At 43.3% G+C, this 14,635-nt stretch carries 16 protein-coding genes; 12 read left to right on the top strand and 4 right to left on the bottom strand.

The window, feature by feature from the left end; genetic code table 11:
- Nucleotides 1-11: 11 nt before the first annotated feature.
- From icd to VQ643_RS00935, 11 genes are all read left to right on the top strand, one after another.
- On the top strand, nucleotides 12-1,265 hold the full coding sequence (icd, locus tag VQ643_RS00885; RefSeq protein WP_414197333.1) for an NADP-dependent isocitrate dehydrogenase: 1,254 nt from the start codon (nucleotides 12-14) through the stop codon (nucleotides 1,263-1,265).
- Nucleotides 1,266-1,389: 124 nt separating this feature from the next.
- Nucleotides 1,390-1,962 (top strand): Smr/MutS family protein, encoded by a 573-nt coding sequence (locus tag VQ643_RS00890; protein ID WP_414197334.1) that lies wholly within the window; start codon nucleotides 1,390-1,392, stop codon nucleotides 1,960-1,962.
- Nucleotides 1,963-2,008: 46 nt separating this feature from the next.
- Entirely contained in the window at nucleotides 2,009-2,923 is a 915-nt protein-coding gene (gene prmB, locus VQ643_RS00895; RefSeq protein ID WP_414197335.1) for a 50S ribosomal protein L3 N(5)-glutamine methyltransferase, read from the top strand.
- A 24-nt stretch (nucleotides 2,924-2,947) separates the two neighbouring features.
- Nucleotides 2,948-4,039: a chorismate synthase gene (aroC, locus tag VQ643_RS00900; RefSeq protein WP_414197337.1), complete on the top strand. Its 1,092-nt coding sequence runs from the start codon at nucleotides 2,948-2,950 to the stop codon at nucleotides 4,037-4,039.
- Nucleotide 4,040: 1 nt separating this feature from the next.
- Nucleotides 4,041-5,204, top strand: coding sequence for an MFS transporter (locus VQ643_RS00905; protein ID WP_414197339.1), 1,164 nt, complete (start codon nucleotides 4,041-4,043; stop codon nucleotides 5,202-5,204).
- Nucleotides 5,188-5,808, top strand: coding sequence for a methylthioribulose 1-phosphate dehydratase (locus VQ643_RS00910; RefSeq protein WP_414197341.1), 621 nt, complete (start codon nucleotides 5,188-5,190; stop codon nucleotides 5,806-5,808). The genes VQ643_RS00905 and VQ643_RS00910 overlap by 17 nt, the downstream gene beginning before the upstream one ends.
- Before the next feature lie 16 nt (nucleotides 5,809-5,824).
- Complete coding sequence (locus tag VQ643_RS00915) at nucleotides 5,825-6,376, top strand: 1,2-dihydroxy-3-keto-5-methylthiopentene dioxygenase (protein WP_414197342.1); 552 nt, start codon at nucleotides 5,825-5,827, stop codon at nucleotides 6,374-6,376.
- Nucleotides 6,373-7,047: an acireductone synthase gene (gene mtnC, locus VQ643_RS00920; protein WP_414197344.1), complete on the top strand. Its 675-nt coding sequence runs from the start codon at nucleotides 6,373-6,375 to the stop codon at nucleotides 7,045-7,047. The genes VQ643_RS00915 and mtnC overlap by 4 nt, the downstream gene beginning before the upstream one ends.
- A gap of 76 nt (nucleotides 7,048-7,123) precedes the next feature.
- The gene (gene nfuA, locus VQ643_RS00925) at nucleotides 7,124-7,705 is read left to right on the top strand and encodes a Fe-S biogenesis protein NfuA (protein WP_414197346.1); all 582 of its coding nucleotides are present in this window, start codon (nucleotides 7,124-7,126) and stop codon (nucleotides 7,703-7,705) included.
- Between the two features lie 168 nt (nucleotides 7,706-7,873).
- Nucleotides 7,874-8,173, top strand: coding sequence for an integration host factor subunit beta (gene ihfB / locus VQ643_RS00930; protein WP_414197348.1), 300 nt, complete (start codon nucleotides 7,874-7,876; stop codon nucleotides 8,171-8,173).
- A gap of 16 nt (nucleotides 8,174-8,189) precedes the next feature.
- The gene (locus VQ643_RS00935) at nucleotides 8,190-8,531 is read left to right on the top strand and encodes a LapA family protein (RefSeq protein ID WP_414197349.1); all 342 of its coding nucleotides are present in this window, start codon (nucleotides 8,190-8,192) and stop codon (nucleotides 8,529-8,531) included.
- Between the two features lie 20 nt (nucleotides 8,532-8,551).
- On the opposite strand, the gene VQ643_RS00940 is transcribed toward VQ643_RS00935, so the two are convergent.
- The 4 genes from VQ643_RS00940 to VQ643_RS00955 form a co-directional block, all read right to left on the bottom strand.
- Nucleotides 8,552-9,889, bottom strand: coding sequence for a deoxyguanosinetriphosphate triphosphohydrolase (locus VQ643_RS00940; RefSeq protein WP_414197351.1), 1,338 nt, complete (start codon nucleotides 9,887-9,889; stop codon nucleotides 8,552-8,554).
- Nucleotides 9,890-9,955: 66 nt separating this feature from the next.
- Nucleotides 9,956-10,291, bottom strand: coding sequence for a hypothetical protein (locus VQ643_RS00945; RefSeq protein WP_414197352.1), 336 nt, complete (start codon nucleotides 10,289-10,291; stop codon nucleotides 9,956-9,958).
- Nucleotides 10,278-10,661, bottom strand: coding sequence for a phage holin family protein (locus VQ643_RS00950; protein ID WP_414197354.1), 384 nt, complete (start codon nucleotides 10,659-10,661; stop codon nucleotides 10,278-10,280). Before VQ643_RS00950 ends, VQ643_RS00945 begins: the two co-directional genes overlap by 14 nt.
- A gap of 4 nt (nucleotides 10,662-10,665) precedes the next feature.
- Nucleotides 10,666-10,962, bottom strand: coding sequence for a DUF883 family protein (locus VQ643_RS00955; RefSeq protein WP_414197355.1), 297 nt, complete (start codon nucleotides 10,960-10,962; stop codon nucleotides 10,666-10,668).
- 225 nt (nucleotides 10,963-11,187) lie between these two features.
- Between VQ643_RS00955 and recC the strand changes: the two genes are divergently transcribed.
- Nucleotides 11,188-14,631 carry an exodeoxyribonuclease V subunit gamma gene (gene recC, locus VQ643_RS00960; protein ID WP_414197356.1) on the top strand — a complete coding sequence of 1,148 codons (3,444 nt, stop codon included), beginning with the start codon at nucleotides 11,188-11,190 and terminating at the stop codon, nucleotides 14,629-14,631.
- Nucleotides 14,632-14,635: the final 4 nt, after the last annotated feature.

Raw genomic sequence — 14,635 nt, forward strand, 5'->3', positions numbered from 1 at the left:
CGGAGTCCAGCATGGGATATCAAAAGATCCAAGTGCCAGCCGGTGAAAAAATCACTGTTAACGCCGATATGTCATTGAACGTACCGAATAATCCAATCATTCCTTACATTGAAGGTGATGGAATTGGTGTAGATATCAGCCCAGTAATGATCAAAGTGGTTGATGCAGCAGTTGAGAAAGCTTACAACGGTCAACGCAAAATTTCTTGGATGGAAGTATTTGCTGGTGAGAAAGCCACTCAAGTGTATGACCAAGACACTTGGTTACCACAAGAAACCTTAGACGCTGTACGCGACTACGTTGTTTCTATTAAAGGCCCATTAACCACGCCAGTCGGTGGTGGTATTCGCTCACTCAACGTAGCTTTACGTCAGCAGCTAGATCTTTATGTTTGTTTACGTCCAGTGCGTTGGTTTGAAGGCGTTCCTAGCCCAGTGAAAAAACCAGGCGACGTAGACATGGTGATCTTCCGTGAAAACTCAGAAGACATCTACGCTGGCGTTGAATGGAAAGCAGGTTCTCCAGAAGCGCAGAAAGTTATTAAATTCTTAACTGAAGAAATGGGCGTTACTAAAATCCGCTTCACTGAAGGCTGCGGCATTGGTATCAAACCAGTTTCAGAGCAAGGTACTAAGCGTTTAGTTCGTCAAGCACTGCAATATGTTGTTGATAACGATCGTGATTCTTTAACTATCGTGCACAAAGGCAACATCATGAAGTTCACCGAAGGTGCCTTCAAAGAGTGGGGCTATGAAGTTGCCCGTGATGAGTTCGGTGCTGAGCTGCTAGATGGCGGCCCATGGATGCAGTTCAAAAATCCAAAAACAGGCAAAAACGTTGTTGTTAAAGACGCTATTGCTGACGCTATGTTGCAACAAATTCTGCTACGCCCAGCAGAGTACGATGTTATTGCAACACTAAACCTTAATGGTGACTACCTGTCTGACGCTCTAGCCGCTGAAGTAGGCGGTATTGGTATTGCTCCAGGCGCCAACCTATCTGACAACGTTGCTATGTTCGAAGCAACGCACGGCACTGCACCAAAATACGCAGGTCAAGATAAAGTTAACCCAGGTTCAGTGATTCTTTCAGCCGAAATGATGCTACGCCACATGGGCTGGACTGAAGCTGCTGACCTAATCATCAAAGGCATCAATGGCGCAATTGCAGCTAAAACTGTAACTTACGACTTTGAGCGCCTAATGAGCGACGCTAAATTACTATCGTGCTCTGAGTTTGGTGATGCAATGATTGCTAAGATGTAATATCTTGGGGATTGATTAAAAAACGGAGCTTTTGCTCCGTTTTTTTATGTTGTAATGACCTTTGCTACATCTTTAATAAGCCATTTATAACTGAGCAGTCTTTTAAAATCAGCGGACACTCTATATGCAAGACGATGATGATTTCTCTTTGTTTACTCAGCAGATGAAAGGCGTACGCCGTATTCAGGTTGATCAAGCAGATACAGGTAAATCACCTGCAGACAAGCAACGACTAATGCAAGCCCGAAAAAATGCACTGCTCAATACTACAGCAGAACGCATTGTTGATGGCATGTCTGATCAGTTTGTCTTGGATGTTGGCTCAGAAGAAGAGCTTTACTGGGCGCGTGACGGCGTACAAGAAAGCCAAATGCGCAAGCTCAAGGCAGGGCAGATTGAGTTTGAAGGTGGTATTGACCTGCATGGAATGAAAGTTGATCAAGCACGTAGTTTGCTCTGGGAGTTTTTGGCTGAGGCCAGTCGTTTCGAAGTCCGCTGTGTTCGTATCACCCATGGTAAAGCCGCTCGTAAAGATGGGCGTGTGCCTTTATTAAAAAGTCATGTGAATACATGGTTGCGCCAGCATGAACAGGTGCTTGGTTTTACATCTTGCCAAGCACGCCACGGTGGTGCAGGGGCTGTTTATGTTTTACTTAAACGAAATATGTTAGAAGGCCGTGATGAAAGCTTTATCTAATTGATTTCCCTGATAGAATTATGACTTATCGTTTAAGGAGCCCACAGTGACCATTCATAACCTTGTAACCCTGCGCGACTATATCCGCTGGGCTGTAACACGTTTTCATCAATCTGATGTTTTTTTTGGTCACGGCACAGATAATGCATTCGATGAAGCCCGTCTTTTAGTCTTGGGGGCATTATCTTTACCCTTTACGATTAGTGATAGTTATCTAGATTGCCGCCTAGAAGAAGATGAGCATACACATCTTCGTAGTTTATTAGCACAACGTATTGAACAGCACATTCCAACAGCGTATTTATTAGGCGAAGCTTGGTATGCTGGCATGTCTTTTGTTGTAGATGAGCGAGTACTTGTGCCGCGCTCGCCTATTGCAGAGCTTATTGCTCAGCGCTTTACTCCATGGCTTGCCCATACGCCTGAGCGTATTTTAGACCTATGCACAGGCAGTGGTTGTATAGGCATTGTATGTGCAGAAGAATTTCCTGATGCAGAAATAGTCTTGAGTGATTTATCATTTGATGCGTTAGAGGTGGCTAATATCAATATTGAGCGTCATGGTTTAGAAGAACGCGTTTACACTGTGCAAAGTGATGGTTTTAATGGTTTACCCAATCAGAAATTTGATTTGATTGTAAGTAATCCACCTTATGTGGATGCAGAAGACTTCTTGGAAATGCCAGAAGAATTTAAACATGAACCAAGTATGGCCTTAGAGTGCGGTGCGGATGGTTTAGACTTGGTAAGGCGCATGCTAGCTGAAGCAGCCGATCACTTAACTCAAGAAGGGCTGTTGGTGGTTGAAGTGGGCAATAGTGAAGTGCATGTGAAGGCACTTTATCCTGATGTTGACTTTATTTGGTTTGAGTTTAATGAAGGTGGTCATGGGGTTTTTGCGTTAACCGCAGCACAGTGTCGTCAGCATCAAGAACTGTTTCAAAGTCATCTTAATTATTAATCGGACTTAGGCTGGAGTAACCGAATGTCAGGCAATACATTTGGCAAATTATTTACTGTAACAACTGCTGGTGAGAGCCATGGTGCAGGTCTAATGGCGATTATTGATGGCTGCCCCGCTGGTTTGGAGCTAACAGTAGATGATTTACAAAAAGAATTAGATCGTCGCAAGCCAGGTACTAGCCGCCATACAACCCAACGTCAAGAGGCCGATGAAGTAGAAATTATTTCTGGTGTTTTTGAGGGCAAAACAACTGGTTGTCCTATTGGGTTGCTCATTCGCAATACGGATCAAAAATCAAAAGATTATTCAGCGATTAAAGATCTTTTTCGTCCCGCACATGCAGATTACACCTATCATCATAAATACGGTATTCGTGATTACCGTGGTGGTGGTCGCAGCAGCGCTCGCGAGACAGCAATGCGTGTTGCAGCGGGCGCTATCGCTAAAAAATACCTTGCCACTAAAGGTATTTTGATTCGTGGTTATATGAGCCAGCTTGGCCCTATAGAAATTCCTTTTAAGGATTGGTCGCTAGTTGAACAGAACGCTTTTTTTAGCCCTAACGACGAACTCGTGCCACAGCTTGAAAGCTATATGGATCAACTACGTCGAGACCAAGACTCGGTAGGTGCAAAAATCACTGTAGTAGCAGAAGGCGTATTACCTGGCTTAGGTGAGCCTATCTTCGACCGTTTAGATGCTGAATTAGCACATGCTTTGATGAGTATTAATGCGGTAAAAGGCGTTGAAATTGGAGATGGTTTTGCTAGTGTTAGCCAGCGTGGTACAGAGCATCGTGATGAACTTACTCCAGATGGTTTTTTATCTAATCATGCCGGCGGTATCCTAGGAGGTATCTCCTCGGGCCAACCTATAGTGGCGCATTTAGCACTTAAGCCAACCTCTAGCATTACTACGCCCGGTCGCTCAATCACTGTAGATGGACAAGCAACGGAAATGATCACTAAAGGTCGCCATGATCCTTGTGTGGGCATTCGAGCAACACCTATTGCAGAAGCGATGATGGCGATTGTACTGCTGGATCATTACTTACGTCAGCGCGGACAAAATGCTGATGTTCAGGTGGCTACTCCGGTTTTACCTCAGCTATAAAATGCCTACGCCTTTGCCTTACAGGCGCTTATCAGGGTTTTATTTTTTCTATTTTGCTCTGTTAGGCGCCACGGCACCTTTATTACCGCTGTATTTAGAATATTTAGCGTTTAGTCCAGAGCGTATAGGAGAATTAATTGCCATTCCTATGCTGATGCGCTGTGTTGCGCCTAATCTGTGGGGCTGGCTAGGCGATAAAACAGGACAACGATTAGCTATCGTACGCTTAGGGGCTTTTTTCACGCTCTGCAGCTTCATGCTGATATTTATTAGTCAAAGTTATGCATGGCTGGCATTAGTGATGGTCTTGCATGCGTTTTTTTGGCATGCCATTTTGCCCCAGTTTGAAGCCATAACTTTAGCTCATTTAGGCAAACAAGTAGGGCGTTACAGTCAAATTCGCTTATGGGGATCTGTTGGTTTTATTGTGGTTGTGGTGAGCTTTGGTTATCTCTTTAAGCATTTTGGCTTAAGTTATTATCCTATCGCTGTCACTAGTGTCATGCTGGGTATTTTCTTAAGTAGCTTATGGGTACCCCATAAAAAACAACACACAACCAGCCAACGTGCATCATCATCTAGTATTTGGCAGTCAGTAAAAACGCCTTCAATCCTTGCGTTTTATCTGTGCATTGCGTTAATGCAACTATCCCACGGTCCCTATTACACATTCTTTAGTATCTACCTTGAACAGCTAGGCTATTCCCGAGATACCATTGGCTGGTTGTGGTCTTTAGGTGTAGTCGCTGAAATTATCTTGTTTTTAATCATGCCCTATTTGCTTGAGCGTTGTAGTTTAAAAACACTATTAATAAGCAGCTTTATGATTGCGACTTTACGTTGGGTGCTGTTAGGTCATTGGGCTGAGTCTTGGGTGATGCTGTTGTTTATTCAAGTGTTACATGCAGCTACCTTCGGCTGTTTTCATGTGGCAGCAGTTCAATTTATTCAACGGAGTTTTACCAACCAGCAACAAGGGCAAGCGCAAGCTTTTTATGTTTCAGCCTCAGGTGCTGGTGCTGCATTAGGTGCTTTATATGCAGGTTATAGCTGGAAAGGTTTAAGCCCTAGTATTACCTTCTTATTAGGCAGTTTAGCTGCAATAGTTGCGGCTATGCTGTTATCGCGTTATTTAAAGGAGCCTAGCTATGATGCGAATGCGTGAGCAACTCAGTACGCAAATTATTGAGGCTGGAAAGTTCTTGTATAGTCGTGGCTGGTCGCCTGCTACCAGTAGTAATTACTCGGCTCGTTTAGATCAGCAACATATTTTACTGACCGCTTCTGGTAAACATAAAGGACAACTCACTGCAGCAGATATTTTGCTTTGTAATGCGCAAGGAGACAGTCTAGAACAAGCTAAGCAACCCTCAGCTGAAACCTTACTGCATGCTCAGCTTTACCAACTACGACCTAAAGTGGGTGCTGTACTACATACGCATTCAATCAATGCTACTGTTATTTCTTTAGCGAGCAAAACCACGCAACTTAGATTAACTGGTTATGAATTACAAAAAGCCTTTTCTGGCATAAACACTCATGAATGTGAATTAATTATTCCCATTTTTGACAACACACAAAATATGCTTTCACTTTGCGCCCAAATAGCCCCTTATTTAGCCGCTCATCCTGACTGTTGGGCTTATATTATTCGCGGGCATGGCGTTTATACTTGGGGCGCAGATATGAATGAAAGCTTGCGTCATATAGAAGCATTAGAGTTTCTTTTAGAATGCGAATTAAAGCTACTGAGCTTAGGTGCCCATTAATAGATGAGGAGAAACTATGAGTAGCCTAGCGGTTTACCATGTTAACGATCCCGTGCAACCACAGCGTTTACTTAATCATGCTGACGATATTATTCGTGAGCTATCTGAAATAGGCGTAGATTTTGCACAGTGGCAAGCTAGCGCCGTGTTACAACCTGGTGCAAGCAGTGAAGATATTATTGCCGCCTATCGCACAGACATAGATAAATTAATAGCAGCGCAGGGGTATCAAAGCTTTGATGTGGTGAGCATCAAAGAAGATCATCCTGATCGTGAAGAATTACGTGCTAAATTTCTTGACGAACATACGCATAGTGAAGATGAGGTACGCTTTTTTGTCGCTGGCAGTGGCTTATTCAACTTACATGTTGAAGATCATGTATATGCTGTCTTTTGCGAAAAAGGCGATTTAATTTCAGTACCAGCAGGTAGTAAGCATTGGTTTGATATGGGCGAGCATCCGTACTTTATTGCTATCCGTCTGTTTAACAATCCTCAAGGTTGGATCGCTCAATATACCGGCGATAGCATTGCAAAAGACTTTCCAAACATGGACGACTGGAAATGATTAGTGCAATAGTTACTGATATTGAAGGGACTACAACTTCAGTTAGTTTTGTTTATAAAACCTTATTTCCCTATGCCAAAGCGCATATAGCCGAGTTTCTACAAAAACAACAACAACGCCCAGATGTGGCTGAGCAAATTAGAGTATTGCACACAGAATTAGGCAAACATCTTAGTTTAGAAGCGTTAATCGCACAGCTCATACAATGGATGGAAGAAGATAAAAAACATACTGCATTAAAAGCGTTGCAAGGTATGGTTTGGCAACAAGGTTATTTGACCGGAGAAATAAAAGGGCACTTATATCCTGATGTGCTTCCTGTTCTAGAACAATGGGCTGCGCAAGGCATTGCACTCTATGTTTACTCATCAGGATCAGTACAAGCACAGAAATTACTCTTTAGTTGTAGCGAGCAAGGCGACATTACATCGTTATTTTCAGGTTATTTTGATACCACCATTGGTGCTAAACGCGAAATAAGCGCTTATCGTAATATTAGCCAAACCTTAGATTTGCCAGCGGCACAGATTTTATTTTTATCGGACATGGTACAAGAGCTTGATGCAGCAGCTAGAGCAGGCTTTAAGACGATAGGCCTAGCACGTGATGGTGCTAGTCTAGTAGGACATACAACTGTGAATAGTTTTGCAGATATTAACCTCAGTTGGTAATACCATACTAAAATACTTGGTCTTTGTGGTTAGCCGTAATTTAGCGTAAACTACGGCTATCATTTGAGGAGTTAGCATGAGCACTATAGTGATTACCGAATCTGCGCAAGAATACTTGGCCGATTTATTAGCAAAGCAAGACGCCCCAGGCATTGGCATCCGTGTATTTATTACCCAACCAGGCACTACTTATGCTGAAACATGCATTGCTTATTGCAAGCCGGGTGAACAGAAGCCAGAAGATACGCCTATGGCACTAGCCGCCTTTACAGCTTGGATTGATGCAGTCAGTGAACCTTTCCTAGAAGATGCCGTTGTGGATTTTGCAACAGATCGCATGGGCGGCCAGCTCACCATTAAAGCCCCTAATGCTAAAGTACCTATGATCCGTGAAGACAGTCCACTCCCTGAACGAGTTAACTACTATCTTCAAACTGAAATTAATCCCGGTCTTGCCAGTCATGGCGGGCAGGTAACCTTAGTTGATATTGAAGATGGTGTTGCTATTCTTCAATTTGGCGGTGGTTGTCAAGGTTGCCATCAAATTGACCTTACGTTAAAAGAAGGCATTGAGAAAACCTTACTAGAGCGTATTCCTGAAATGAAAGGTGTACGGGATGTAACTGACCATAGCAATCGTGACAACGCTTACTATTAAGTTTGTAAACGGAGGAAACTATCAACTCCTTTATTGAGTTAAGTAGTTATTTCATAACGAATTGTGACTTAAAATTGCAAATCTTTGAGATTGTTCAGAATTTAGACTGTTCAAATCTCATCAAGCGTGCTAAAAAATGGCTAGATGCTTGATAAAAAAGGAAAAGTAATGACAAAGTCAGAGCTCATCGAGCGTATTGTTACACAGCATCCTAATCTTATGGTGCGGGATGTTGAGGTTGCGGTAAAAACCATCTTGGAGCAAATGGCCCAAGCATTGTCTACTGGCGATCGTATTGAAATACGCGGATTTGGTAGTTTTTCATTGCATTATCGCGCACCACGAGTTGGGCGAAATCCTAAAACTGGTGAAACTGTGCGTTTGCCAGCAAAGCATGTGCCTCATTTTAAACCGGGCAAAGAGTTGCGTGACCGAGTAAATGAAGAACTAGCCAACTCGAATGCGTAAACGCTAGGAAAAGTTTATGCGACATATTAAAAAAATCTTCGTTTTGCTAATAGCTTTAGCATTAGCTGCCTTTACTATTTTCTTTATTCTCGGAAATCAAACCAGTAGTAGTATTAAGTTCTTTACTTGGTCTAGCCCAGAATTGCCTATTGCCACTTTCTTAATTATCGTTTTCATTGCTGGCTTAATTTTAGGTGCATTGCTGAGTTGGCTTGCATTAACACGGGCACGCATGACTATTAAGAAATTACGCAAGCAAATAGCTAAAGCTGAAAAAGAAGCTCAATTACTAACAGAGCAAGTCATTGAGGCTGAGTCCAAAATAGAGGTTATTCCTGCCAAGGCTACTACAGAATAACCCAATAAACAGCTCAGGCCCTAAGTAGGGCTTGAGCGTCCTGTCATTTCGCGGGCCATTTCAGTAGCATAGCTATCTGTCATTCCTGCAATAAAGTCTACAATCTGCATAAAAGCACCATACAGTGGCATGGAAGGCAATGGTGCATTGTTACCTAATAAATCAAAAATACGTCGATTTTTAAAAGATAAAGCCTTACCTCTATGCTGTTCTAATGCGGCACCACAAAAGGCATTAAGCAATATTTCCAAAGTGGTATAGGCGCCAATCTCATGCAAGGTTTTGCGCTTATCTTGAAATATTTTACTACGTGCTAATTGTTTAGCACCCAGCACGCAAGATTTTGCCGGCCCAACCATATGCTCCACTAAGTCACCTTCTAGCCGACCTTTTAAGAGTGCCTCTTGTTGATCCACAAAAGCATGGGCGGCGGCATTGGTAAGATGCTCAATTGCCTTACCACGCAAAATAGCTAAACGTCGGCGTCGAGAGTCTTGCGGGCCCAGTGCACGGTAGGTTTCAGGTAAGTCATCACCAACTAAACCCAGCAATAAAGCTTCCACTTCATTGTAACTGAGTAAGTCCATTTCCAACCCGTCTTCTAAGTCAATCAAGGCATAGCAAATATCATCCGCCGCTTCCATTAAGTACACTAAAGGATGGCGCGCCCAGCGTTCGTTCTCCAGCTTCGGAATTCCTAGCTTTTCAGTGACTTGCTCTAATAGTGCAATTTCTGTTTGGTAGGCGCCAAATTTATGCTTTTTATAGCCTTCAGCATTAGCGTAACGAGAACTCCAAGGATATTTTTGGAAAGCGCCTAGCGTAGCGTAGGTTAGACGCATACCACCGTCATGTTGGTGATACTCTAATTGCGTTAACACACGAAAACCTTGAGCATTACCTTCAAAGCTTAAAAAATCTTGGCGTTGGGCATCTGTCATATCGTCTAGCCAGCCACGGTCAGCTGCCTGTTGAAACCAATGACGTATGGCGTCTTCACCCGAATGGCCAAAAGGAGGGTTACCAATATCATGCGCAAGGCACGCTGACTGTACAATCATGCCTAAATCGGCGCTACTACACCAACTAGGTAAGCTATTATCTGCTCGTAGCATTTCCCCCACACGCATGCCCAATGAGCGCCCAACACAGCTCACTTCTAATGAGTGGGTTAGCCGCGTGTGAATATGATCATTGCTAGAAGTCGGATGTACTTGGGTTTTGCGTCCGAGACGGCGAAAGGCGCCCGAGAAAATTATACGGTCATGATCCTTATGAAAGGGGCTACGTCCTAACTCTTCAGGACTGTGTGTGGCTTTACCTAAACGCTCACGGCTTAATAAACGCTGCCAATCCACAATACTTCCTCTTATGATGTAAGCAGCAAGTAACATAAAAGGAAGTGGAAGCCTTTAGCAAGTGCTTTATGGATTATTCGTTGACTTAGTAGGCTCAGATGCTTCTGCTTGCGTTGGTGTTGGCTGTTTTACATAAAATGGGAGTAGCACTAATAAGGCCTGTATAGCGGTTTGCCATAAAGAAACTCCACTGGGCTTGCTAGTCTGTTTTTTAACTGTGAACCCAGCCAGAACACCACCAGCAATAGCAATATAGGGATAAAAGCGTTTATACCTTTGATGTAGCTGTTGTACTTTTGTTACAGGTTTTAAGAGTTCTTGGCTTTCCTGTTTAATTAATGCACGGCAAGCGGTTATATGTTGTATTAGTAAGCGCTTTTCTTCTATCTTAGTTTTCTTCATTAAATAGTTCCTCACGCATCTTAGCTAGCTGCTCTAAACTATCAGCAAAAGCAGGTGGGCTATGGCGTGAACTGACTTTCCAGCGCCATAAACAAACCAGTGTGGCTAAAACATAAAAAACGACGACACCAACCACCGCCCAAATACGGTAACTATCCCAGAACGCAATAATAATCAAAGCCGTTAAGGCCAATAGGCTTAATAAGCCAAAAATTAACACCAAGCTTAGTAAAATTACTTGCTTTAAAAAGTGCTGTTTTTGCTCATTCAACTCAATAACAAATAAGCGAAAATGACTGGAAATAAGGCCTAAGGCTGCCTTAGAAAACTTCTTCCCATGGCTAAGATCTGGCTTTTCATCAGCATTCATAGAATTATCGCTTACTGAATAAGTAACCCAGCAATAAACCCACACCAGCGCCAATAGCTAATGCTTTATAAGGATGCTCTTTAATAAACTGCTCAGCTTGGGTAAGCACTGTTTTACCGCGCTCAATCAGTGCTTGCTGATTTTCTGAAAGGCTATCTTTAGCTTTGGCTAGACTTTCTTCAAGTTGGCCACGTAAGTTCGCTAAGCTACTCTCTGTGACTTCGCCTGAATTCGCTAAAAGCTGTTCAATATTGGCAATTTCTGTGCTCAGTTGAGTGAATAAGCTGTTTTTATCAGTCATTAAAATATCCTCATATCCATCTGTAGATAGCGCAACTACTTAATAGTTTGCTTGCTGCCAGTGCATGTAACATACAGCATCGTTAAACTTAGCATGCTAGTAAAGCTTAGCCTAATTATATTGAGCGAGCACAGTCAGTTTATAAATTCTAATAATTTTTAGTAGCGACACCATTTGTCTTTAAAGGCTGGCACAATAGCCTAATTCGCTAAAGGGGGGTTACCAATGTCAGAACTTACACCAGGATTTATGGTGATTCATGGCAATCAGCTTGAAGAATTACGTGAGCTGATTGTGCAATGGATGAGTGCTAATCCACTGCATCCATTAGAAAATGAAATAATCCTCGTACAAAGTAATGGCATTGCCCAGTGGCTCAAGCTGGCTTTAGCGGCTGACGAAGGTGGTGGCATTTGCGCAGCAACACAGGTAGAGCTACCAGCACGTTTTTTATGGCGCACTTACCGCACGGTGTTGGGTACAGAAAATGTTGCCAAAGAATCACCTTTAGATAAAGCGCCTCTCACATGGCGATTAATGCGTCTTTTACCTGAAATCATTAACCGCCCAGAGTTCGAGCCTTTACAGCGCTTTTTAGAAGACGATGCTGATTTACGTAAGCGTTATCAGCTTTCAGAGCGCTTAGCTGACTTATTTGACCAATACCAAGTGTATCGGGCAGATTGGCTACAAGACTGGGCTCAAGGAAAAGATCAATTAATCAATGTGCATGGGCAAGTTAAAGCTGTAGAAAGTACAGAACAAAGCTCACTGGCGTGGCAAGCTTCTTTATGGCGTATCTTAATTGAAGATTTAGGGCAACAAACACTCTTGGAAAGTCGTGCTGGCGTACATCCGCGCTTTATGCAGGCAATGCGCGCTAGTACACAGATGCCTAAAGGCTTACCAAGGCGTGTGATTGTGTTTGGTATTTCTTCACTGCCAGCGCAAATGTTAGAGGCGCTTTCTGCTTTAGCTCAATACAGCCAAGTTATGCTCTGCGTGAATAATCCTTGTCAGTATCACTGGGGCGATATTGTTGAGGATAAAGACTTACTACGTCATCAATTTAAGCGCCACGCGCGCAAGAAAGGCATGCCCATCGCTATTGCAGATGAGGATATGCATCAACATGCTCATCCGTTATTAGCGGCATGGGGCAAACAAGGGCGTGACTATATCAATTTGCTTGATCAATACGATGATCCGGCCTATTACCAAACGCGCTTTAATGCATTAAATCAGCGCATTGACTTATTTGATAGTCGAGGTCAACAAAGATTACTTAATCAGTTGCAGGATGACATTCTGAACTTACGTTCTTTGCAAGAAACCCAAAATACGTGGGCGCCCATTGATACTGAGCATGATCAATCTATTCGCTTTCATGTGGCACACAGCGCTCAACGTGAGGTAGAAATTCTGCACGACCAGCTATTGGCACGCTTTGCACAAGACAGCAGTTTAAAACCTCGCGATATTATTGTAATGGTGCCTGATGTCAATCGTTATGCTGCACATATTCAAGCTGTTTTTGGTCAACATAAACGGGATGATAAACGCGCTATTCCTTTTACATTAAGCGACCAAGGCCAGCGCGGAACAGATCCATTACTCATAGCTCTGGAGCATTTACTGCATCTGCCAGAAACACGCTCTAGTGTCAGCGATCTAATGGACTTACTTGACGTACCTGCAGTACGGGGGCGTTTTAATATTGCGGAAGAAGATTTACCTCAACTGCAAAACTGGATTACTGGTTCAGGCATACGCTGGGGACTCAATGCAGAACAACGGCAAAAACTCGGTCAAACGACAGGCTTAGAACAAAATACTTGGAGCTTTGGCTTGCGTCGCATGTTGCTAGGTTATGCCTTAGGCGCCCGTGGTGAATATCAAGGGATTGAGCCTTATGATGAAATTGCTGGCTTAGAAGCCGCTATCATAGGCCCTTTAGTTCAATTACTAACAGCTATTGAGCAACTTCAACAACAACTGGAGCAAACGCATTCATTAACGCAATGGGTAGCTATTTTTCAACAATTATTACAAGACTTTTTTAGTGCAGATAACGAACGTGATGAATTATTGCTGTTACGCTTAGAAACGGCTTATGAAGCTTGGTTTCAGTTAGCAGAGGCTGCACAAATAACACAACCTTTGCCTTTAGCCGTGGCTCGCGAAGCTTGGTTAAGTCAGCTTGAGCAAGATAGATTAAGCCAACGCTTTTTAGCTGGTGCTGTAAATTTCTGCACCTTGATGCCCATGCGTGCTATTCCATTTCGCTTAGTATGTATTCTAGGTATGAATGACGGCGATTACCCACGTTCACCTACGCCACTAGATTTTGATCTGATGGCAAAAGACTATCGCCCAGGTGATCGCTCACGGCGTGAAGACGATAGATACTTATTATTAGAAGCCTTATTGGCAGCTACAGAACAAATTTATATTAGCTGGGTAGGACGTAATATTCGTGACAATAGCGAGCGGCCAGCCTCGGTTTTAATTAACCAACTACGAGAACATTTAGCCCAAGGCTGGAAAAGCCAGAAGGGCATCCCATTGCTTGAAGCTATAACTTTGGAACATCCATTACAGCCATTTAGCCGCCAATATTTTTCAGAACACCCTCAGCTATTTACCTACGCGCAAGAATGGGCCTCCTTACATCAACCTAAACCAACCGCAGTAAAAGCAGAATGCTTGGATCAGCTTCCGGTAAATATTGAGCTTACGCCTGATAGCCTAGTTGCCATGTTGCGTGATCCCGTGCGTTATTTTTTCAATCAGCGTTTGAAGGTTTACTTTAATCAAGACAGCCAAGAACAACTGGATATTGAGCCTTTTGCAGTAGATGCCTTAGCCAAGCATCGCTTAGCCGAAGAGTTACTAAATGCCGCCTGCACAGGGCCAGTCGAACATATTAAACAGCGTTTAGAAGCCCAAGCGCAAATTCAGCAGCGCAGTGGTTTTTATCCTATGAATGGTTTTGGCGAGCATCTGCAACAGCAACTATTAGCACCATTAGAGAATCAGGCTACACAGCTTTTCGCCCTACAAGCGCTATGGCCAAACCTAGTTACCAGTGCCAAACCATTAACCTTCAATTATCAGCAATATAGGTTAGAAGGTTGGTTTAGCGGGTTGCGCCAAAACCAGCAGGGGGCCTTAGCAAATATTGAACGCATAACAGGGCGCATTTATAGCGGCAAACAACTAAAGTGGCACCGTATTTTGCGACCTTATGTTTACCACGTGCTTGCCTGCGCCTGTGATTTGCCAGTAACCACCTTTATTATTAGTGAAGAAGCCCAGCATAAAATACCTGCCTTAGATGCAGAATCGGCAAAACAGCTTGTACAGAGCTGGATATCTAGCTGGCAAGCCAGTTTACAGCAGCCTTTGCCTGTAGCCATGAAAACAGCACTGAGCTATTTGTACTCAATAGAGCATGCCGATGACCAAGAAAAAGCCTTAGAAACCGCTGCATCTACCTATGAGGGTGGTCATCAAAAAACAGGGGAGCGCAAGCAAAGTTTTTATTTAACACGCCAGTATCCTGAGTTTTCCAGCTTCCCCACAGCCGACTTTACCCATTGGGCTAAGACGCTGTATTCCCCACTGATTAATGCCAGTATTAGTCCCCTAAACAGTGCTGAGGAGTAAGACA

The sequence above is a fragment of the Pseudomonas sp. F1_0610 genome, assembly GCF_047470865.1.
Taxonomy (GTDB): domain Bacteria; phylum Pseudomonadota; class Gammaproteobacteria; order Pseudomonadales; family Pseudomonadaceae; genus JAZDRH01.

What these genes read in the sequence shown, in the direction of transcription:
- icd (WP_414197333.1), top strand. Translation starts at nt 12, where the DNA reads ATGGGATATCAAAAGATCCAAGTGCCAGCCGGTGAAAAAATCACTGTT.
- VQ643_RS00890 (WP_414197334.1), top strand. Translation starts at nt 1,390, where the DNA reads ATGCAAGACGATGATGATTTCTCTTTGTTTACTCAGCAGATGAAAGGC.
- aroC (WP_414197337.1), top strand. Translation starts at nt 2,948, where the DNA reads ATGTCAGGCAATACATTTGGCAAATTATTTACTGTAACAACTGCTGGT.
- VQ643_RS00905 (WP_414197339.1), top strand. Translation starts at nt 4,041, where the DNA reads ATGCCTACGCCTTTGCCTTACAGGCGCTTATCAGGGTTTTATTTTTTC.
- VQ643_RS00910 (WP_414197341.1), top strand. Translation starts at nt 5,188, where the DNA reads ATGATGCGAATGCGTGAGCAACTCAGTACGCAAATTATTGAGGCTGGA.
- VQ643_RS00915 (WP_414197342.1), top strand. Translation starts at nt 5,825, where the DNA reads ATGAGTAGCCTAGCGGTTTACCATGTTAACGATCCCGTGCAACCACAG.
- mtnC (WP_414197344.1), top strand. Translation starts at nt 6,373, where the DNA reads ATGATTAGTGCAATAGTTACTGATATTGAAGGGACTACAACTTCAGTT.
- nfuA (WP_414197346.1), top strand. Translation starts at nt 7,124, where the DNA reads ATGAGCACTATAGTGATTACCGAATCTGCGCAAGAATACTTGGCCGAT.
- ihfB (WP_414197348.1), top strand. Translation starts at nt 7,874, where the DNA reads ATGACAAAGTCAGAGCTCATCGAGCGTATTGTTACACAGCATCCTAAT.
- VQ643_RS00935 (WP_414197349.1), top strand. Translation starts at nt 8,190, where the DNA reads ATGCGACATATTAAAAAAATCTTCGTTTTGCTAATAGCTTTAGCATTA.
- VQ643_RS00945 (WP_414197352.1), bottom strand. Translation starts at nt 10,291, where the DNA reads ATGAAGAAAACTAAGATAGAAGAAAAGCGCTTACTAATACAACATATA.
- VQ643_RS00950 (WP_414197354.1), bottom strand. Translation starts at nt 10,661, where the DNA reads ATGAATGCTGATGAAAAGCCAGATCTTAGCCATGGGAAGAAGTTTTCT.
- VQ643_RS00955 (WP_414197355.1), bottom strand. Translation starts at nt 10,962, where the DNA reads ATGACTGATAAAAACAGCTTATTCACTCAACTGAGCACAGAAATTGCC.
- recC (WP_414197356.1), top strand. Translation starts at nt 11,188, where the DNA reads ATGTCAGAACTTACACCAGGATTTATGGTGATTCATGGCAATCAGCTT.